At 64.1% G+C, this 19823-nt stretch carries 22 protein-coding genes; 17 read left to right on the forward strand and 5 right to left on the reverse strand.

The window, feature by feature from the left end; translation table 11 throughout:
• Positions 1 to 3 precede the first annotated feature (3 nt).
• Genes bamC through ASC45_RS03520 form a run of 3 tightly spaced genes read right to left on the reverse strand, consistent with a single transcriptional unit; the run spans position 4 to position 2680 of the window.
• Positions 4 to 1152, reverse strand: coding sequence for an outer membrane protein assembly factor BamC (gene bamC / locus ASC45_RS03510; protein WP_055449647.1), 1149 nt, complete (start codon positions 1150 to 1152; stop codon positions 4 to 6).
• A 30-nt stretch (positions 1153 to 1182) separates the two neighbouring features.
• Entirely contained in the window at positions 1183 to 2085 is a 903-nt protein-coding gene (dapA, locus tag ASC45_RS03515) for a 4-hydroxy-tetrahydrodipicolinate synthase (RefSeq protein ID WP_055449648.1), read from the reverse strand.
• 31 nt (positions 2086 to 2116) lie between these two features.
• On the reverse strand, positions 2117 to 2680 hold the full coding sequence (locus ASC45_RS03520; RefSeq protein WP_055449649.1) for a class I SAM-dependent methyltransferase: 564 nt from the start codon (positions 2678 to 2680) through the stop codon (positions 2117 to 2119).
• A gap of 105 nt (positions 2681 to 2785) precedes the next feature.
• On the opposite strand from ASC45_RS03520, the gene galE reads away from it, so the two are divergent.
• From galE to ubiA, 3 genes are all read left to right on the forward strand, one after another.
• Positions 2786 to 3808 (forward strand): UDP-glucose 4-epimerase GalE, encoded by a 1023-nt coding sequence (gene galE, locus ASC45_RS03525; protein WP_055449650.1) that lies wholly within the window; start codon positions 2786 to 2788, stop codon positions 3806 to 3808.
• A gap of 105 nt (positions 3809 to 3913) precedes the next feature.
• On the forward strand, positions 3914 to 4417 hold the full coding sequence (locus ASC45_RS03530) for a Dps family protein (protein ID WP_055449651.1): 504 nt from the start codon (positions 3914 to 3916) through the stop codon (positions 4415 to 4417).
• Positions 4418 to 4462: 45 nt separating this feature from the next.
• Complete coding sequence (gene ubiA / locus ASC45_RS03535; RefSeq protein ID WP_055449652.1) at positions 4463 to 5320, forward strand: 4-hydroxybenzoate octaprenyltransferase; 858 nt, start codon at positions 4463 to 4465, stop codon at positions 5318 to 5320.
• Here the strand turns inward: ubiA and ASC45_RS03540 are convergent.
• Positions 5310 to 6194 (reverse strand): phosphoribosylaminoimidazolesuccinocarboxamide synthase, encoded by an 885-nt coding sequence (locus tag ASC45_RS03540; protein ID WP_055449653.1) that lies wholly within the window; start codon positions 6192 to 6194, stop codon positions 5310 to 5312. The genes ubiA and ASC45_RS03540 overlap by 11 nt on opposite strands.
• Positions 6195 to 6316: 122 nt before the next feature.
• Between ASC45_RS03540 and ASC45_RS03545 the strand changes: the two genes are divergently transcribed.
• Positions 6317 to 6898: a DJ-1/PfpI family protein gene (locus tag ASC45_RS03545; RefSeq protein WP_055449654.1), complete on the forward strand. Its 582-nt coding sequence runs from the start codon at positions 6317 to 6319 to the stop codon at positions 6896 to 6898.
• A 58-nt stretch (positions 6899 to 6956) separates the two neighbouring features.
• Here the strand turns inward: ASC45_RS03545 and trxA are convergent, their stop codons facing one another.
• Positions 6957 to 7853, reverse strand: coding sequence for a thioredoxin (trxA, locus tag ASC45_RS03550; RefSeq protein WP_055449655.1), 897 nt, complete (start codon positions 7851 to 7853; stop codon positions 6957 to 6959).
• A gap of 165 nt (positions 7854 to 8018) precedes the next feature.
• Between trxA and purE the strand changes: the two genes are divergently transcribed.
• The 13 genes from purE (at position 8019) to ASC45_RS03615 (ending at position 19802) form a co-directional block, all read left to right on the forward strand.
• Positions 8019 to 8507, forward strand: a complete 489-nt coding sequence (gene purE, locus ASC45_RS03555) for a 5-(carboxyamino)imidazole ribonucleotide mutase (protein WP_055449656.1) — start codon at positions 8019 to 8021, stop codon at positions 8505 to 8507.
• Positions 8504 to 9673: a 5-(carboxyamino)imidazole ribonucleotide synthase gene (locus ASC45_RS03560; protein ID WP_055449657.1), complete on the forward strand. Its 1170-nt coding sequence runs from the start codon at positions 8504 to 8506 to the stop codon at positions 9671 to 9673. The genes purE and ASC45_RS03560 overlap by 4 nt, the downstream gene beginning before the upstream one ends.
• 1 nt (position 9674) lies before the next feature.
• A complete protein-coding gene (locus ASC45_RS03565; protein WP_055449658.1) occupies positions 9675 to 10673 on the forward strand; it encodes an L-threonylcarbamoyladenylate synthase in 999 nt (332 codons plus the stop codon).
• A 300-nt stretch (positions 10674 to 10973) separates the two neighbouring features.
• On the forward strand, positions 10974 to 12239 hold the full coding sequence (locus ASC45_RS03570) for an SGNH/GDSL hydrolase family protein (protein ID WP_245609937.1): 1266 nt from the start codon (positions 10974 to 10976) through the stop codon (positions 12237 to 12239).
• 38 nt (positions 12240 to 12277) lie between these two features.
• The gene (locus ASC45_RS03575; protein ID WP_245609938.1) at positions 12278 to 13006 is read left to right on the forward strand and encodes an OmpW/AlkL family protein; all 729 of its coding nucleotides are present in this window, start codon (positions 12278 to 12280) and stop codon (positions 13004 to 13006) included.
• Between the two features lie 137 nt (positions 13007 to 13143).
• Positions 13144 to 14205 carry a recombinase RecA gene (recA, locus tag ASC45_RS03580; RefSeq protein WP_055449661.1) on the forward strand — a complete coding sequence of 354 codons (1062 nt, stop codon included), beginning with the start codon at positions 13144 to 13146 and terminating at the stop codon, positions 14203 to 14205.
• A gap of 43 nt (positions 14206 to 14248) precedes the next feature.
• On the forward strand, positions 14249 to 14713 hold the full coding sequence (recX, locus tag ASC45_RS03585; protein ID WP_055449662.1) for a recombination regulator RecX: 465 nt from the start codon (positions 14249 to 14251) through the stop codon (positions 14711 to 14713).
• 60 nt (positions 14714 to 14773) lie between these two features.
• A complete protein-coding gene (locus ASC45_RS03590) occupies positions 14774 to 15397 on the forward strand; it encodes a DUF2889 domain-containing protein (RefSeq protein WP_055449663.1) in 624 nt (207 codons plus the stop codon).
• Complete coding sequence (gene sucC / locus ASC45_RS03595) at positions 15394 to 16554, forward strand: ADP-forming succinate--CoA ligase subunit beta (protein ID WP_055449664.1); 1161 nt, start codon at positions 15394 to 15396, stop codon at positions 16552 to 16554. The genes ASC45_RS03590 and sucC overlap by 4 nt, the downstream gene beginning before the upstream one ends.
• A gap of 30 nt (positions 16555 to 16584) precedes the next feature.
• A complete protein-coding gene (sucD, locus tag ASC45_RS03600) occupies positions 16585 to 17481 on the forward strand; it encodes a succinate--CoA ligase subunit alpha (RefSeq protein ID WP_055449665.1) in 897 nt (298 codons plus the stop codon).
• 97 nt (positions 17482 to 17578) lie between these two features.
• On the forward strand, positions 17579 to 18289 hold the full coding sequence (locus ASC45_RS03605) for a TerC family protein (protein ID WP_055449666.1): 711 nt from the start codon (positions 17579 to 17581) through the stop codon (positions 18287 to 18289).
• Positions 18290 to 18297: 8 nt separating this feature from the next.
• On the forward strand, positions 18298 to 19077 hold the full coding sequence (locus ASC45_RS03610) for a PP2C family protein-serine/threonine phosphatase (protein WP_055449667.1): 780 nt from the start codon (positions 18298 to 18300) through the stop codon (positions 19075 to 19077).
• A gap of 53 nt (positions 19078 to 19130) precedes the next feature.
• A complete protein-coding gene (locus ASC45_RS03615; RefSeq protein WP_055449668.1) occupies positions 19131 to 19802 on the forward strand; it encodes an FHA domain-containing protein in 672 nt (223 codons plus the stop codon).
• Positions 19803 to 19823 lie beyond the last annotated feature (21 nt).

Consider the following 19823-nt stretch of genomic DNA (forward strand, 5'->3'; position numbering starts at 1 on the left):
GTCTTACTGAATCTGCTGCTGCAGGATTTGCAGGATCTTGCGGGCGTCGTCCGTCTTCAGCGGTTTGCCGTCGAGCGTCTGCACGGTCACCACGGTTTGCGTCCCGGCATTTTGCAGGGCAATGCGGTAATCGGCAGGTTTGGGCTCGCTTTCCTTCTTGCCGAACAGCTTGCCGAAAAAGCCGCTGCTGTCCTGCGAGGCCTTGAGCGCGGCTTCGGCGCTGATGTAGCGCACATCGAATCGGCCCTCGGCCCGGTTGCGCTCGATCACGGTGAAGCCTGCCGTGTTGATCGCCAGGCTGACCTTGCGCCATGCGGTCTCGAAACCGTCCTGCAGTTGCAGTGCCAGGCCGTCGTCCGTGAGCTTGGCGGCCACGGGCTGCGCGATCGGCGTCGGATTGTCGAGGCGCTGTTTCGCGGCCTCATCACTCATTCCGAGCGTGACCATGAGCTTGCGCAGGAAGATGGTGTTGAGGCCAGGGTCGGGTGTGGCGGGCTCCCAGGCGGTGGTCGATTTGTCGTTGGAGTTGTAGACCTCCTTCATCGACTGGTGGGTGATGTAGATCTGCGTGCCCTTGCCATCCGGCGTGCGCTCGAACACGGTGCGGAAGCGGTCGCGGGTGCCGGTGTCGTAGAGGCTGTCGAACACCTTGCCCAGATACTTGCGGATGAAATCTTGCGGCAGCTTAGCGCGGTTTTCGGCCCAGTCGGTTTCCATCACACCGGTCGTGGCATCGGCCTGTGTGAGGTAAAAGCCGTTCTCCTGCCAGAAGCCCTTGACCTTTTCCCATAGCTGGTCCGGGGTGGCATCGACTACCAGCCAGCGCTGGCTGCCCGCCTGATCGATGTGCATGCCGGGATACTGAGGCAGCACGGCATTGGTCTTGGCGACCTGCTCGGCGGTCTGCAAGCCCCTGTCATAGGCCAGGGCGCTCACGGGGGCATTGGGATTGCCCGGCACCACATAGCGTTCCTGCCTGGCCAACTGCGTCAGATCGGGCGGCACTTCCAGGGGGTTGCCCTGCTTGGCGCTTTCATAGTCCACACTCTTGCCCTGCACGACCGTATTCAGGGAGGAGCAACCACTCATGAGGACGCCAGCGCCCAGGGCGAGGGACAGGGCGCTCAGTCGCCAGGTTTGGGATAGGTTCATACGCAAAGGGGGTCTCGGAAATACGGAGGGTCAGTGAACGAGGGGCAGGTCCAGCGCCTGCAGCACCGCGCGCAGCTTCGGGTGGAGCGAGCTTTGCAGCGGGGTCAGGGGCAGCCGCAGCCCCGACCCGATGCGGCCCATGAAGTGCAGGGCCTGCTTGACGGGAATCGGGTTGGGTTCGCAGAACAACTGCTGGTTGAGTTCTATCAGCTCGAAATGCAGTTTGCTGGCGAGCGCGGCGTTGCCCGCCATGGCTGCTACACACAACTCATGCATGCGGCGCGGAACGACGTTGGCCGACACGCTGATGTTGCCGTGCCCGCCCAGCAGCATCAGGGCCACGGCCGTCGGATCGTCGCCCGAATAGATGGAGAAAGACGAAGGCGCGCGGCGAATGAGCTGGGCGGCGCGGTCGATATTGCCCGAGGCCTCCTTGATGCCGATGATGCCGGGCACCTGCGCCAGACGCAGTGCGGTGTCCACGCTCATATCAGCCACGGTGCGACCCGGCACGTTGTAGAGCACCACGGGAATATCGACGGCCTCGGCGATGGCGGTGAAGTGCGCTGCCATGCCCTCCTGCGTGGGCCGGTTGTAGTAGGGCACGACACTGAGCACGCAATCGGCGCCGACGTCTTTGCAGCGGCGCGTCAGCTCGATGGCTTCGCGCGTGGAGTTGGCGCCGGCACCCGCCATCACCGGCACCCGGCCCGCGACCTGCTCGACGACCGTTCGCACGATCTCGATGTGCTCTTCCACGGGCAGGGTAGGCGACTCACCGGTGGTGCCGCAGGGGCTGATGCAGTCGGTGCCTTGTTCGATATGCCAATCGACCAGTTTGCGCAGCGCGTCAAAGTCCACGCTGCCGTCGGAGTGCATGGGGGTCACCAGCGCGACGATGCTGCCACGGATGACCAGAGGTTGGGAGGACATTGTTCTGCGTGCGCTGTGAGCCAGCTGCTTGTCAAATAGGAAGATTGTATCGGTCTGCCGCCTGGGCGTTGGGTGCCTCCCTCACGGCGGCGATGCGCTGCACATAGGCCGGGTGCGGGGTCTCGACGAAGCCATCTTCATACGCCAGCGCCCGCAGCGTCGGGCGCACCGCGTCGAGCAACTCGCCGGGTCGCAGCAGGAACTCGGGATTGGACGGCTTGCCCAGGCTGGCCTGCCCGACGGCGAAGGTTTCGTACAGCAGAAAGCCGCCCGACGCGATGGCCTGCACGATTCGCGGCAGCAGCGGGCGCCACAGATAATTGGTCACGACCACTGCGTCGAAGGTCTGATCCCCGTAGGGCCAGGGCCCGGCTTCGAGGTCGGCGACCCGGGCGTCTGCAATGGCGCTCAGCCCGGCGATGGCCTCGGCGTTGCGATCCACCGCGAACACTTTGAATCCTCGCTGGTACAGCCAGCGTACATGTCGTCCGCCGCCACAGGCGACGTCGAGCACGGTAGCACCAGGCCGCAGCCACGCGGCATGGCGGACGATCCAGGGAGAAGGGGGCAGGGCGACAAGGTTTTCGGTAGCCATGGCGAGGCATCGTAACGGGGCCGGGTGGGCCGCGATGCGTGAGCATCATTCTTGCAAGGCAGAATAGGCACTGTCTTCTCTCACCCTCGACGAACACACGAACCCATGACCTCAGCGACCATTCTCGTGACCGGCGGCGCCGGGTATATCGGCTCGCATACCTGCGTGGCCCTGATCGAAGCGGGCTACACCCCCGTGGTGTACGACAACCTGTGCAACAGCAGCGCTGAGTCGCTGGCGCGGGTGGAGCGCATCACCGGCAAGCGCCCGGCTTTCGTGCAGGCAGACATCCGCGATGTCGCCCGGCTCGACGCCGTTTTCGCGCAGCACAAGATCGACGCCGTGATCCACTTCGCCGGCCTGAAGGCCGTGGGCGAATCGGTCGAGAAGCCGCTCATGTACTACGACAACAACGTCGGCGGCACCGTGGTTCTGCTGCAGGTGATGCAGCGCGCCAAGGTGAACAACCTCATTTTCTCGTCCTCGGCCACGGTCTATGGAGACCCGGCTTCGGTGCCCATCCGTGAAGACTTTCCGCTCAGCGCGACCAACCCGTATGGCCGCAGCAAGCTGATGATCGAGGAAATCCTCGGCGATCTGTACCGCGCCGAGCCGCATTGGCGCATCGCCCGCCTGCGCTACTTCAACCCGGTTGGCGCGCACGAAAGCGGCTTGATCGGTGAAGACCCGCGCGGCATTCCCAACAACCTCATGCCCTTCATCACGCAGGTGGCCGTGGGCCGTCTGCAGAAGCTGCGCGTGTTCGGGGGCGACTGGCCCACGGTGGACGGCAGCGGCGTGCGCGACTACATCCACGTCATGGATCTGGCCGAAGGGCATGTGGCCGCACTCAAGCACCTGCTGGCGAAAGAGGGCATGTTCACCGTCAACCTGGGCACCGGCCAGGGGTACTCGGTGCTGCAGATGGTGCAGGCCTTCGGCAAGAGCATAGGCCGTGATCTGCCGTACGAGATCGTGGCGCGCCGTCCGGGCGACATCGCCGAATGCTGGGCCGATCCCAGCGCCGCACGCGACCTTCTGGGCTGGAGCGCCAAACGCGGGCTGGACACCATCTGCGCCGACGCCTGGCGCTGGCAGCAGGGCAACCCGGAAGGATACGGCGCCTGAACCCTCGGCCCACACGCCTACTCCATTTTTTGAAGCCCCGCGCTCGCCGCGGTTTGCAACCAGGCATTATGGTTAACCCTGGACCAACAGACTGAAAGGAACATCATGAGCAAGACCACGCTGCATGCCTCGCCCGCGCCGATTCACATCGGCATCTCCGACGCCGATCGGGCCAAGGTGGCCGAACAGCTCTCGCATCTGCTGGCCGATACCTACACCCTCTACCTCACGACGCACAACTTCCACTGGAACGTGACCGGGCCCATGTTCAACAGCCTGCACCTGATGTTCATGGAGCAGTACACCGAGCTGTGGAATGCCGTCGATCCGATTGCCGAGCGCATTCGCGCCCTCGGTTTCGCGGTGCCGGGCTCGTATCACGGTTTCAGCTCGCGCTCCAGCCTGCCCGACGTGCCGGCGCAGCCGCCGAAGGCGCAGGAGATGATCGGCATTCTGGTGAAGGGGCACGAGGGCGTGGCGAAGACGGCGCGCTCGGTGTTCTCCGTGGCCGATGAGGTCAACGACCAGCCTACCGCCGACCTGATGACCCAGCGTCTGGACATCCACGAAAAGACCGCCTGGATGCTGCGCTCGCTCCTCGAGGCCTGATCGGGCTCGCTTCGACGTTCCTTGCGCGCTGGCGATAATTCACGCATGGAACGTCTGCGCTTGTGGCTGGCCTTGATCCGATGGGACAAGCCGGTCGGGTCTCTTCTATTGCTGTGGCCGAGCCTGTCGGCCTTGTGGATCGCCAGCGACGGCCGCCCGAGCTGGTGGCTGGTCGTGGTGTTCATCGCGGGCACCTTTCTCATGCGTTCGGCCGGCTGCGCCGTCAACGACGTGGCCGATCAGGATTTCGATCGCGCCGTGCGCCGCACCGCGCAACGGCCCGTGACTTCCGGCAAGGTATCCACCCGTGAAGCCTTGCTCGTGGGGGCCGTGCTGGCGCTCGTCGCCTTCGGTCTGGTGCTCACCACCAACGCGCTTACCATTCAGATGTCGGTCGCGGCTCTGCTGATTGCCATCGCCTATCCCTACACCAAACGCTGGCTGGCGCTGCCGCAGGCCTACCTCGGCGTGGCCTTCAGTTTCGGCATTCCCATGGCCTTCGCTGCGGCGCGAGCCGAGGTTCCGCTGCTGGCCTGGGTGCTGCTGCTGGGCAATCTGTTCTGGGTGCTGGCCTACGACACCGAATACGCCATGGTCGACCGGGAGGACGACCTCAAGGTGGGCATCAAGACCTCGGCCATCACCTTCGGCCGCGCCGACGTGGCGGCGGTGATGGCGAGCTACGCGGCCTATTTGGCGCTGTGGGCCGCAGTCGGCTGGGCGCTGCAGCTCGGCTGGCCTTACTTCCTGGGCATCGCAGCGGCAGCCGCCCAGGCGGTTCATCACTACACCCTCATCCGCGAGCGCAACCCGGCGCAATGCTTTCGCGCCTTCAGACTCAATCACTACCTGGGGCTGGCGATCTTTGCAGGCGTGGTGGTGGCTTACGGCTTCAGGACGTGAGCCGCTCCAGAGCTTCGCGGTAGCGTGCCACGGTGTGCGCGATGACATCGGCGGGCAGAGTGGGGGGGGGCGGTTGTTTGTTCCAGCCGGGCACACCTTCGAGCCAGTCGCGGAGGAACTGCTTGTCGAAGCTGGGCGGCGAACTGCCCTCGGCCCAGGTGTCGGCAGGCCAGAAGCGCGAGGAATCGGGGGTGAGCACTTCGTCCATCAGGGTGAGGGTGCCGTTTTCGTCCAGGCCGAACTCGAACTTGGTGTCGGCGATCAGGATGCCTCGTTGGGCGGCGTAATCAGCGGCGCGCTGGTACAGGGCGATGCTGACGTCGCGCACCCGCGCGGCAAGCTCGGCGCCAACGGCTCGTTCCATCTGGGCGAAGGAGATGTTCTCGTCATGCTCGCCCAGCTCGGCTTTGGTCGCCGGGGTGAAAATGGGCTCGGGCAGCTTGCTCGCGAGCTCGAGCCCGGCGGGCAGGGCCACGCCGCAGACCGCGCCCGAAGCCTGATAGTCCTTCCAGCCCGAGCCGGCGAGATAGCCGCGCACCACGGCTTCCACCGGCAGGGGCTTGAGGCGCTTGACCACCATGGCGCGACCGCGCACCTGCTCGCGCTCGTCGGGCGCGACCACGGTTTCGGGGTCGACATCGAGCAGATGGTTGGGCACCACGTCGTGCAGCAGGCCGAACCAGAAGCGAGCCATGCGAGTGAGAATTTCGCCCTTGCCCGGAATCGGCTCTGCCATGATGACATCGAAGGCCGAGATGCGGTCGGTCGCGACCATCAGCAGCCGGTCGTCGCCGACAGCGTAGTTTTCGCGCACCTTGCCGCGCGACAGCAGGGGCAGGGAAGTGATGGTGGATTGCAGCAGGGCAGAAGGCATGGGCGTGGCTTTCAAGGGGAACGCAGGCATTGTAGAAATCCGGGCATCGCAAGCTTGAGTTTTCGCGCACAGCGGATTCACAATCGAACAGCCGCATGTGCGGTGACAACGGAGACGAGAAAATGGCTGCAAAACGCATTCTGCTGCTGGCGGGCGACTACGCCGAAGACTACGAGACCATGGTGCCGTTCCAGACGCTGCTGACCGTGGGCCACATGGTGCATGCCGTGTGTCCGGACAAGAAGGCGGGCGATCAGGTCAAGACCGCCATCCACGATTTCGAAGGCGCGCAAACCTATTCCGAAAAGCCCGGTCACAACTTCACACTCAACGCCACCTTCGCCGACGTCAAGGCGGAGGATTACGACGCGCTGGTCATCCCAGGCGGGCGGGCGCCCGAATATCTGCGGCTCAATCCGCGCGTGCTGGAGATCGTGCGCCATTTTTTCCAGGCGAACAAACCCGTGGCGGCGGTATGCCACGGCGCGCAGATTCTGGCCGCCGCGGGGGTGCTGCAGGGGCGGCATTGTTCGGCCTATCCCGCCTGCGGCCCTGAAGTGCGCGCAGCGGGCGGAGACTACGCGGAGATCGCGGTCGATCAGGCGGTCACGCAGGGCAATCTGGTGACAGCCCCCGCCTGGCCGGCGCACCCGGCGTGGATGGCGCAGTTTCTCAAACTGCTGGGCACGCAGATCACGCTGTGATGGCCCGATAGACAACGAAACAACGCCGACTCGAAGTCGGCGTTGTGGCGTGTAATTGTCAGCTCAGCACCGTCATGCTCAGTCGGCGGCGGTAGCTTTCGACCGTGGGGTCGGTGGCGGGCGGCTGGCCGGGCGCGGGCTTGGGGGCGTCGGCCGGGGTCATCAGTTCGAGGATGTTGACAAAGGTCTTGCGCGCGCGGTCGTCGCTCCAGGTCTTGTCGCGCATGAGGATGTCGAGCAGTTCGTCGAGCGCCGCCGTCCACTGCTGCGCGGCCATGTGCTGCTGTGCCAAGGCGTAGCGGGCGTCGAAGTCCCGCTTGTTGGCCGAGATGCTGGCCTGCAGCGCTTCCACGGCAGGCAAACCGGGCGCGGCCTGGGCGGCGGCGAGCCAGTCGCCCAGCGCCTGAATGCGTGCGTCGGCCAGAGCCTTGCCCGCCAGGGGCTCGAAAGCCATCTTGGCCTCTGCCGTGCGGCCGTCCTTCAGCAGCAGTTCGACATAGGTCTTGCGCGCGGCCTCGTTGGCAGGATTGGCGGCAAGGTCTTGCTGCAGCTTCTCCAGCGGCGACAGCGCGGGCCCGGCGGCGGCTCCGGCCTCGGGCGCAGGGGCTTCGTCGCCCTGGTCCGGCGCCGTGTCGGGCACATGCTTGTCGAGGAACTCGCGGATCTGGCCCTCGGGCAGGGCGCCGACGAAGCCGTCCACCGGCTGGCCATTTTTGAGCAGCATCACCATGGGAATGCTGCGCACGCCGAAGGCGGCCGCCAGTTCCTGCTCTTCCTCGGTGTTGATCTTCACCAGTTTGAATCGGCCTTCGTAAGCCACCTCCAGCTTTTCGAGAATGGGGCCGAGCGCGCGGCAGGGGCCGCACCAAGGCGCCCACAGATCCACCAGCACGGGGACGGTGTTGGAGGCTTCGACGACTTCGGTTTCAAAATTGGCTACGGTGGCATCAATCATGTTCGACTCCTGAAAGCAGGGCAGATGGGGGCGTTCGGCGCCATACCAAGAGGGGTATGGCGGCGCAGACTGCGCCTTTTGCTGCAAGCATAGCGGGGCGAGGTTTTGAAAGCGTCTGCCGCAGATTCCTAAAATCTCCACTTTTCTGTGCACAGGAGCAGGCAGATGGCCGCAATCGGCGTGGTGATGGGTTCGCAAAGCGACTGGGAGGTAATGCGCCATGCGGCCGACATCCTCGCCCGCTTCGGTGTAGCACACGAATGCCAGGTGGTATCGGCCCACCGCATGCCCGACGACCTGTTCGCTTATGCCGAAGGCGCGCAATCTCGCGGCCTGCGGGCCATCATCGCCGGTGCCGGTGGCGCGGCGCATCTGCCGGGTATGCTGGCGGCCAAGACGGCGGTGCCGGTGCTGGGTGTGCCGGTTCCCAGCAAGTATTTGCGGGGCGAGGACTCGCTGCTGTCCATCGTGCAGATGCCCAAGGGCATTCCCGTGGCGACCTTCGCCATCGGCGAGGCCGGTGCGGCGAATGCCGCGCTGTTTGCCGTGGCGATGCTGGCGGCGCACGACTCTGATTTGCGCGACAAGCTCGACGCGTTTCGCGCGGAGCAGACCGCCGCGGCGCGTGCGATGCGCGTGGGAACCGCGGCATGAGTCAGGAGTCGGCCTTCATTCCCCCTGGCGCGACGCTGGGCGTGCTCGGCGGCGGACAACTGGGTCGCATGTTCGCGCAGGCTGCGCAAAGCGCGGGTTACGGTGTGACCGTGCTCGAAGCCGACGAGGCGGCCCCTGCGGCACAGGTCACCGGGCGCCATCTCGCCGCACGTTACGACGATCCCCTGGCGCTCGATCAGCTTGCCCGCGACTGCGCGGCGGTGACGGTCGAGTTCGAGAACATTCCCGCAGCGTCGATGCAGTGGCTCGATGCGCGTGTGCCGCTGGCACCGGCACCGAAAGCGCTGGCGCTTTGCCAGGATCGGGCGCAGGAAAAGGCCTTGTTCCACCGACTGGGCGTGCCTTGCGCACCGCACGCCGTGCTGGCGGCGGGCAGCGACCCGAGCGCGGTCGGTGCCGATCTCTTCCCCGGCATCCTCAAGACCACGAGGCTGGGCTACGACGGCAAGGGCCAGATGTCGGTGGCGTGCGCTGCCGATCTGCCAGCGGCATGGTCTGCCCTGGGCGGGGTGGATTGCGTGTTGGAGAAAAAGCTCGACCTGGCTTACGAGCTATCGGTGGTGATGGCGCGCGGGCGAGACGACAGCATGGTGTGGTTCGAGCCGCAGCAGAATCTGCACCGCGACGGCATTCTGTTTGCCAGCTTTTCGCCCGGCCCCTCCATCAAACCAGACATCGCCGAGGCGGCGCAGAACGCCGCACGCACGGTGGCGCAGGGGCTGGACTATGTGGGCGTGCTCTGCGTGGAATTTTTCGTGCTGCGCGACGGTCGCCTGCTGGCCAACGAAATCGCGCCGCGCCCGCACAACTCCGGGCATCACACCCTCGATTCCTGCACCGTCTCGCAGTTCGAGCTGCAATGGCGCGCTTTGGTGAACGCGCCCCTGCCCATGCCCCGGCAGCACAGCGCCAGCGTCATGCTCAATCTGCTCGGCGATCTCTGGTTCGACGCCGCGGGCCGTCAACGCGAGCCCGACTGGGCGGCGGTGCTGGCACTGGCCGACGCTCATCTGCACCTCTATGGCAAGCACGCCCCGCGCAAGGGTCGCAAGATGGGCCATCTCACTTGTACCGCGGCCACCCCGGCGCAGGCGCGGGAGATCGCACTGCGAGCCTGTGCCATCCTCGGGCTGGAGCCGTTCTGACATGGCCGAGATCGGTACCGACGCCCAGGTGCGTCCGCGCGAAATCATCGAGGCCGTGCGGCGTCTGGAGGCAGGTGAGATCATCGGCTTGCCGACCGAAACCGTCTATGGCCTGGCTGCTGACGCCGAGAACCCCGACGCCGTCGCCAAAATCTACGCCGCCAAGGGACGGCCAGTCGACCATCCCGTGATCGTGCATGTGCACCGCCATGCCGATCTGGGGCACTGGGCCGCCGAGGTGCCCGAGGCGGCGCGTCGGCTTGCGGCAGCGTTCTGGCCCGGCCCGCTGACGCTGATTTTGCCGCGCAGGCCCAGTGTGGCCCAGGCCTGCGTCGGCGGACAAGACACCATCGGGCTGCGTTGCCCTTCTCATCCGGTCGCGCAGGCGGTGCTGGCGCTGTTCAAAGGCGGGCAGGGCGGATTGGCCGCGCCTTCGGCGAACCGGTTTGGCCGCATCAGCCCCACCACCGCAGCGCATGTTCGTGCCGAACTCGGCGACAGCCTGCTGGTGCTTGATGGCGGCGCGTGCGCCGTCGGCATCGAGAGCACCATCGTCGATTGCACCGCACAGCCACCCCGCATCCTGCGGCCAGGGCAGTTGCAGGCGGCAGACCTCGCTGCGGCGCTGGGCGTGACCGAGCAAGAGCTGTTACGCCCGACAGAAGGGTCTCCCCGAGTGGCTGGCGCACTGCCCGCGCACTACGCGCCGCGCACCCCGCTGCTGCTGCGAAGCGGCGCGGACATCGACGCCGACTGGCCCGCCCGGGCGGCTGGCATTGGCGTGCTGGCCCTTCACCCCAGCCCCACCGGCCCGTCGGCCAACTGGGTGGCCCTGCCCGCAGACGCAACGATCTATGCCCGCGAGCTCTACGCCGCCATGCGCGCACTCGACGTTGGCGGGTTTCGCCAGATCTGGGTCGAGTCTGTCCCTCTGACCGCCGACTGGCTGGCGCTGCGCGACCGTCTCGGCCGCGCGGCCAAGGGATCGGGTAGCGGCTAAAGTCAGTCCAAGGACTGCCGTTTTCACTGCGCCCTGCGCGCCGTGTATCAAAATGTTGCGAAAGTGCAATCCTGTGCGAAATGCGGAAATCCTCACTTGCGACGCCATTTTCCCTGGGATATGCTGAACCGAACGGTCGTTCTTTTTTGACCCGCCCGCCTGCAGGTCAGCAGGCCTACAACAATGTTTGAGGAGATATTCATGCGGAATCGCGTCTGGATTGCGCTGGCCCTGGCCAGCGCCTTGGGCTTGTCGGGTTGCGGTGGCGGAGGCAACCCCTCGGCGCCGACGCTGTCAACCGTGGCAAGCGTGAATGCGGCAAGCACGGCGCCGACTGCGCCGCCGAGCGGCGGGTTCAAGCAGGTCGTGGCGTTCGGAGACAGTCTTTCAGACGATGGCGCCTACACCTTGGCGGCGATTAGCACCTATGGAGCGTCGGTTCCCTTTACGGGCTTGCCTTATCCTGCTGGTGGTCAGTTCACGGTCAATGGGGACACCACCGGCAATTGGACGGGCGTTCTGGCTGCAAGCCTGAATGTTGGATTGACGCCCAACGTCATCGGTTACGGCACCACTTCTGGGGTGATGTATCTGGGAACAAGCGGACCGACCCCGACGCCTACCGTCTGTGCGTTCAGCGCTCCAGCCGCATCCGGGCAGGCGACCTGCACCAATTTCGCGCAGGGAGGCTCCATGGTGAGTAACCCCATTGGCATTGGAAATCCGATGAACACGGCCAACCCCGGCGGTGCACTAACCTATCCGGTGACGCAACAGATTCAAAACTACCTCGATCAATTCGGTGGCAGTTTCAACGGCAATCAACTGGTGACGGTGCTGGCGGGCAATAACGACATTTTCACGGCGCTTGGAACCGTGAGCGCCACCGTGACCCAGGCGGTCACGCAGGCCGTGAGCAGCGCTTTGCAACAAAACCCCAATCTGACCCAGGCGCAAATCGCGTCCATCAAGGCGACTGCGCAGCATGATGCAACCTCGCAGGCGGTTGCCGTCGCTCAGGCGACCGTGGCGCAAGCGGCCGACGAACTCGCTGCCCAGGTCAACCTGATCACCAGCAAGGGGGCCAAGTATGTCTTGGTCTACACCCTGCCGGACTCGTCGCTGACGCCGTTTGGTCGTGGTCTGCCTTACACCGGGATGACGCCTCCGCAAGCTCCGCCCGCGGGCTATGTCTGCGACAACAAGTCTACCTCCACGCCTTGCTATCTGCTGTCGAATCTGGTGCAAGTGTTCAACCAGCGGTTGCTCAACGACCTGCAGGGGCAACCGGTCAAAGTGCTCGATGGCTACAGCCTGCTCAATCAGGAAATCGCCAACCCCTCGCAGTTTGGCTTCACCAATGTGACGACGCCCTGGTGCAACCCGGCAATGACGAGCTCACTGCTTTGCAACGTGAACACGCCAAACACGGCTGCGGTTGCCAGCACCGCCAACCTGGGCACTTGGCTCTTTGCGGATTCGGTCCATCCCACGCCCGCCGGTTACAAGGTGATCGCCAGTTCCACCCTGCAGGCCATGAAGGGCTTCGGCTGGATTTCGCAGTGAACTCGCAGCACTCATAAAACTTCTGAGGAGAACTCATGATGCGTCAATCGCGATTCCATGTACTGCGCGGTGCCTTGATGGCTGCGGGGTTGCTGGCCGGGGCCGTATTCGCTCCCGCTGCCATGGCGGACGACACCGGGCCGCAAAACACGGTGTTTGTGGGCCTGGCCTATCTGCAAAACCACTCCAAATCGGCCGATCTGAGCGGGTACAACACCCCGCCCAATCTGAATCTGGATGTGGGGGATGCCACCACGCTGGGCGTTGTGTATGTGCGCAATCTGCCCGGGCCTTTCACGTTTGAATTGGTGCTGGGCTATCCGCCGCGCGTGCGTACCGATGCCGCCGGGTCGGGCTGGGGGGCTTTGCGCGGCGCGGGTGTGACGGATGTGGATGTCTATTCGCCGACCGCCTTCATCAACTACCACTTCTTCGGCGACTACGCCAAGTGGGACCCTTTCGTCGGTGTCGGTCTGAACTACACCAAGTTCACCAATACCAAGGCGCTGCCGCCGCTGACCGGTGCTCAGGGGCCGACGCAGATCAGTCTGTCCGATTCCTGGGGCGCCGCGGCGCACGTCGGTCTGATCTACCGCTTCAATTCCAAGTGGTCGGTGGTGGGCACAGTGGCCGTTGCGGATGTGCAGAGTGATCTGACTTCCACCTCGTATTCGCCGATCAACCCCTCGGTCATCACTTCGCAGGCCAAAACCCACATCAACTTCCACCCGGTGATCTACACCCTGGCCGTGGGCTATAGTTTTTGATCGGCCGCCCGGCACAGCAAAGGGGAGCTTCGGCTCCCTTTTTTCGCGGCCATGACGCCGAAGAAATCTGTCTTTATATACAGTTGTGCTACATTGCTCGGCAGTGCTGTTTGTACGGGAAGACTTGAGGAAAAGCCATGGAACAGGGAAAGACCGCAGTGAATCCAGAAAAAGCCAAGGCGCTTGCCGCGGCGTTGTCGCAGATCGAAAAGCAATTCGGCAAGGGCACCATCATGCGCATGGCCGATGGCGAGGCGCAGCATGACATCCAGGTGGTCTCCACCGGCTCGCTCGGGCTCGACATTGCGCTGGGCGTAGGCGGTTTGCCGCGTGGCCGTGTGGTCGAAATCTACGGGCCCGAGTCTTCCGGCAAGACCACGCTCACCCTGCAGGTCATTGCCGAAATGCAGAAGCTCGGCGGCACCTGCGCCTTCATCGACGCCGAACATGCACTCGATGTGCAATACGCCTCCAAGCTCGGGGTGCAGCTGCCCGATCTGCTGATCTCGCAGCCGGATACCGGCGAGCAGGCGCTCGAAATCGTCGACGCGCTGGTGCGCTCCGGTTCGGTGGACATGATCGTGGTCGATTCGGTGGCCGCGCTCACGCCCAAGGCCGAAATCGAAGGCGAGATGGGCGATTCGCTGCCGGGCCTGCAGGCCCGTCTGATGAGCCAGGCGCTGCGCAAGCTCACGGCCAACATCAAGCGCACCAATTGCCTGGTCATTTTCATCAACCAGATCCGCATGAAGATCGGCGTGATGTTCGGCAACCCTGAGACCACGACCGGCGGCAACGCGCTCAAGTTCTACTCATCGGTGCGCCTGGACATTCGCCGCATCGGCGCCATCAAGAAGGGCGAAGAGGTCATCGGTTCGGAGACCAAGGTCAAAGTGGTGAAGAACAAGGTGGCGCCGCCGTTCAAACAGGCGGAATTCGACATTCTCTACGGCGAGGGTGTGTCTCGCGAGGGCGAGATCATCGACCTGGGCGTCCTGGCCAAACTGGTCGAGAAGTCGGGTTCCTGGTATGCCTACAACGGCGAGAAGATCGGCCAGGGCAAGGACAACGCACGCGAGTTCCTCAAGGCCAATCCCGATGTCGCCCGTGAGATCGAAAACAAGATTCGCGCCAGCCTCGGCGTGCCCGAAGCCAACGCGCTGATGAATGCCGAGGTGACCGAGGAAGAGCAGGACTGAGCGCGGCTCATGTGGAGGAAGGCGCAAGCTGCGCCGTTGAGCCATGACGCCACCTCGCGCCCAACCATCCCTACGTGCACGGGCCGTGCGCTACCTGTCGCAGCGCGAGCACAGTCCGCAGGAGCTGCGCCGTAAGCTGCTGCGCTACTGTGAAGAGGCGGACGAAGTCGATGCCCTGCTCGCCAGCCTGGAGCAGGCGGGCCTGCTCAGCAGCGAGCGTTTCGCCCAGTCGTTGATCCATCGTCGACAGCAACGCTACGGCAATTTGCGCATCGCCCAAGAGCTCGAGGCGCATGGCGTCTCGGGTGACGCGACGGCAGGGCTACGTCAATCGCTCAAGGAAAGCGAGCTGGCGCGCGCCCAAGCCGCCTGGGCGCGGAAGTTCCATGCGCTGCCGCAAGATGCCGCCGATCGCGCCCGGCAGACCCGTTTCCTGACCCAGCGAGGGTTCAGCAGCGACACCGTGCGCGCGGTGTTGCGAGGCGAGACGCCCGTGGATACTGACTGACTTGCTGCACCGCAGCAGGCTGCTACACTGATTATTGCGCTCCATCAAAATAAATCAGCCATGCGCGATTCTTCTGCCGCCGCTCCTTCACCCCAGCGCCGCCTGGTTCACCGCCGCAGTCTCAGTGTCGAGGTTTATGCGCGTGATGACGGTCTGTGGGATCTTCAGGCCGAATTGCGGGACGTCAAGACGCGCGATCTGACCCTGTCCGAACGCACCCGGCCCGCGGGCGTGCCGGTGCACGACATGTTGCTCATCGTCACCATCAACGACGCGCTCGACATCGTCGATGCTCGTTCGCACACCCTGTTCAGCCCTTACGACACTTGTGGCGATCATGGCGACGCCTATGCGCGGCTCATCGGCCTCAATCTGCTGCGCGGGTTTCGCGCCGCCGTGCGCGAGCGCCTCGGTGGCGTGTTGGGCTGTACTCACCTCACCGAGCTGACGCAGATCCTGCCCACCGCGGCGATTCAGGGTCTGGCGGGGCTGACCCAGATTGCCTTGCCCGTGGCCGAGAATGATCGCCCTGCCGACATGCCGTTTCAGCTCAACCGCTGCCATGCCCTGCGGCTGGACGGGTCAGCGGTGGCCGAGTTCTACCCGCGCTGGGCGCAGCCCGCTGTGCCGCAGCGCGCCAAAGGCACAATGCCAACACCCCAAGTCGAGGACGAGACACCATGAAAATTCATGAATATCAAGCCAAGCAATTGCTGAGGGAGCACGGCGTGCCGGTTCCCCGCGGCAAGCCCGCGTTTTCCGTTGATGAAGCCGTCGCCGCGGCTCAGGAATTGGGTGGCCCGGTGTGGGTGGTGAAGGCGCAGATTCACGCCGGTGGACGAGGCAAGGGCGGCGGCGTCAAGCTGGCCCGCAGCCTGGACGAAGTCAGGCAGCTCGCGTCGCAGATTCTGGGCATGCAGCTCGTCACGCATCAGACCGGGCCTGCCGGGCAAAAAGTGCGGCGGCTGCTGATTGAAGACGGTGCGGACATCCGCAAGGAGTATTACGTCGCCGTGCTCACCGACCGCGCCACGCAGAAAGTGGCCGTCATGGCTTCGAGCGAGGGCGGCATGGACATCGAGGAAGTGGCCGCCAAGACGCCGGAGAAAATCCTCAAGGTCTTTGTCGATCCGCTCGTCGGCTTGCAGGACGCTCAGGGCCTGGAACTGGCCGCGGGCATCGGCATTCCGCTGGCGTCGCAGGCGCAGGCGGTCGAAGTGTTCAAAAAGCTCTACCAGTGCTATATGGATACCGACGCCTCGCTGGTGGAGATCAACCCGCTGATTCTGGAGGGCAGCGGCCAGATCAAGGCGCTCGATGCCAAGTTCAACATCGACGACAACGCCCTGTTCCGCCATCCCGAGATCGTGGCGCTGCGCGATCTCGATGAGGAAGATCCGGCCGAGATCGAAGCGAGCAAGTTCGACCTCGCCTACATTCAGCTCGACGGCAATATCGGCTGCCTGGTCAATGGCGCCGGGCTGGCCATGGCCACGATGGACACCATCAAGCTGTTCGGCGGATCGCCCGCCAACTTCCTCGACGTGGGCGGCGGCGCCACCACTGAGAAAGTGACCGAGGCGTTCAAGATCATGCTGCACAACCCGCACGTCAAGGCGATTCTGGTCAACATCTTCGGCGGGATCATGCGCTGCGACACCATCGCCGAGGGCGTCATCGCCGCCTCGCGCACCGTGGGGCTGAGCGTGCCGCTGGTGGTGCGCATGAAGGGCACCAACGAGGAGATCGGCCGCAAGATGCTGGCCGAATCCGGCCTGCCCATCATCAGCGCCAACACCATGGGCGAAGCGGCCCAGGCTGCCGTGCATGCCGCGCAATAAGCCGCATACCCCACAGAATCCGAGGACACCATGGCTATCCTGATCAACAAAGACACCAAGGTCATCACCCAGGGCATCACCGGCAAGACCGGCCAGTTTCATACCCGCATGTGCCGCGACTACGCCAACGGCAAGAACTGCTTCGTCGCTGGCGTCAATCCGAAGAAGGCCGGGGAAGATTTCGAGGGCATCCCCATCTACGGCACCGTGGCCGAGGCCAAGGCCGCCACGGGAGCCACAGTTTCGGTCATCTACGTGCCTCCGGCCGGTGCGGCTGCGGCCATCTGGGAAGCGGTGGAAGCCGATCTCGATCTGGCCATCTGCATCACCGAGGGCATTCCCGTGAAGGACATGCTGCTGGTACGCAACCGCATGAAGGCCAAGGAAGCGGCCGGGGGCAAGAAAACCCTGCTGCTCGGCCCCAACTGCCCCGGCCTGATCACGCCCGATGAAATCAAGATCGGCATCATGCCCGGGCATATTCACCGCAAGGGCCGCATCGGCATCGTCTCACGGTCGGGCACGCTCACCTACGAGGCGGTGGCGCAGGTCACCGAACTCGGGCTGGGCCAGAGCAGCGCGGTGGGCATTGGCGGCGACCCGATCAACGGCCTCAAGCACATCGACATCATGCGCGCCTTCAACGACGATCCCGATACCGACGCCGTCATCATGATCGGCGAGATCGGCGGTTCCGACGAGGCGGAAGCGGCGCGCTGGTGCAAGGCGCACATGAAAAAGCCGGTGGTCGGCTTCATCGCCGGGGTCACCGCCCCGCCAGGAAAGCGCATGGGGCACGCAGGCGCGCTGATTTCCGGCGGCGCCGACACCGCCGAGGCCAAGCTCGCCATCATGGAAGAGTGTGGTTTCAAGGTCACGCGCAACCCTTCGGAAATGGGCAAACTGCTGCAACAGGTCTTGCGCTGATCGGCGCAGATTCCGGGGCTGCTCCCGGTTACAAAAGGTATGATGCGTGTGAAGTCCCGATGGGACTGCATAGATACGCTTCGGGGCAGCCATCGGCATGGAACACTATCTCACCGTCGAGTTCCTGACGGCCATCGGTCAGATCGTTCTGATCGACATCCTCTTGGGCGGAGACAACGCGGTGGTCATCGCATTGGCCACGCGCAAACTGCCGCCACACCAACGCAAGCTTGGCATTTTGTGGGGCACCGCGGGGGCGATCGGCCTGCGCGTGGTGCTGATTTTTTTCGCGCTCACGCTGCTCAAGCTGCCTTTTCTCAAGATCATCGGCGCGCTGTTGCTGTTCTGGATCGGCATCAAGCTGCTTGCGCCGCAGGAGGAGGAAGGCCACGGCGATGTGCAGGCTGCCGATAAGCTCTGGGCGGCGGTCAAGACAGTCATCATCGCCGACTTCGTCATGAGCCTCGACAACGTGATCGCCATCGCGGGCGCCGCACAGAACGCGGGCGAGCAGCACAGCATGTTGCTGGTGGTCTTCGGTCTGTTGCTGAGCGTGCCCATCATCGTATGGGGCAGCCAGTTGGTCATTCATCTGATGCAGCGCTTTCCAGTGATCATCGTGCTGGGCGCCATGCTGCTGGGCTGGATCGCGGGCGGTCTGCTTGTGACCGACCCGGCCGTATCCCATTGGGTTGAGACGCAGCCCTGGGCCGCCTATGCCGAAAAAATCGCCGGGCTGATCGGTGCGATTGTGGTCTGGGCAGCGGCCAGATGGATCTACCGCCGTCCGCAGGTGTCGGCACCATGAGCGCGAACATGGCCAAAACGTCGGGCTCGAACGTGGTCCTGCAGTACGACATGGTCAGCCTGACCCATCCGGGCCGGGTGCGCGAACACAACGAAGATGCGGTGGCCTTCGACGCGCTGGCTCAGGTTGCCGTACTGGCCGACGGCATGGGCGGCTATGCCGCGGGCGAAGTGGCCAGCGGCATGGCCACCGCGCAGATCTGCGCCCGCATCTCCCGCCTGAAGGCCGACTATCCCAAGGTGACGGCGCTCGATCTGTCCACCGAGCTGCGCTTTGCCGTGCGCCATGTGAATGCCGAAATTCTCCGGGCGGCGCGTGGCAATGCGCAGTTTTCCGGCATGGGCGCCACCCTCGTCGCGGTGGCCTTCACCGGCAATGTGGCGGTGATCGCCCATGCGGGCGATTCGCGTGTCTATCTGCTGCGTCAGCGGCAATTGCGACTTCTCACTCACGATCATTCGGCCTTGCAGGAGCAGATCGACATGGGTCTGATCCTGCCGGAAGATGCGGAGAAAATCGGGGGCAAGAATCTCGTGACGCGCGCGCTGGGCGTGGATGTGAAGCTGGAGCCCGATATCGCCATGCATCCCATGTTGGCGGGGGACGTGTTGCTTCTGTGTTCGGACGGCTTGAACGATATGTTGACTGATGCCAAAATCGAAGCCGTGATGCAGCGGTATGCAGAACATCCTGCAGCGGCTGCGCGTCAGTTGGTGGAAGATGCGAATGCCGCGGGGGGGCGCGACAACGTATCTGTCATTTTGGTGAACGTGCATGCGTCGGCCTGACTCTACAAGCCCCATTTTCCGACCAGCCTGATCAATCAAACGGACTTCAAATCGTGGCCAAACTCGTCATTACCCTGGATGGCAAGGTTTTGAAAGAGGTCGTGCTCAGCAAGGATCGCACGACCCTCGGGCGCCGTCCGTACAACGATGTCGTCATCGACAATCTGGCCGTCAGCGGGGAGCACGCCGTGCTGTTGCGCGACACCGGAACCGATGCCGAGAGCTACACCATTCAAGATCTGGGCAGTACCAACGGCACCTACCTGAACGGCGCTCCCATCAAATCCAGCCCGTTCCGCGAAGGCGATACGGTCGATATCGGCAAATACAGCCTGCGGCTGCTGTCCGATACCCGACAGACCACTTTCGGGCCGTCGCGCTTCGGTGCGTCCACCGGTTTTGGCAACTCGCGGTTCGGCAACTCCGGCTTTTCTGATTCGCGCACCCGAGCGGGCGACGTGCAGCGCAGCTACAAAATCAAGGTGCTCAGCGGCGATGCGGCCGGGCGCGAAATTCTGCTCAGCAAGGAGCAGACCACCTTCGGCCAGCGCGGCACCCTGGTCGTCAGCGTGATGCACAAGCCTCGCGGCTACGAGCTCGTGCAGGTCGAGGGCGAGAAACGGGCGCAGGTCAATGGTGTGTCGCTCGGACTCATGCCGGTGGTGCTGCGATCGGGCGACGTGATCAACCTCACCGGTATCCAGTTGCAATTTCTGCAGGTCTGAACGTTTCTCGCCAAACAAAAC

It is taken from the genome of Thiomonas bhubaneswarensis (assembly GCF_001418255.1).
GTDB classification, from domain to species: Bacteria; Pseudomonadota; Gammaproteobacteria; order Burkholderiales; family Burkholderiaceae_C; genus Thiomonas; species Thiomonas bhubaneswarensis.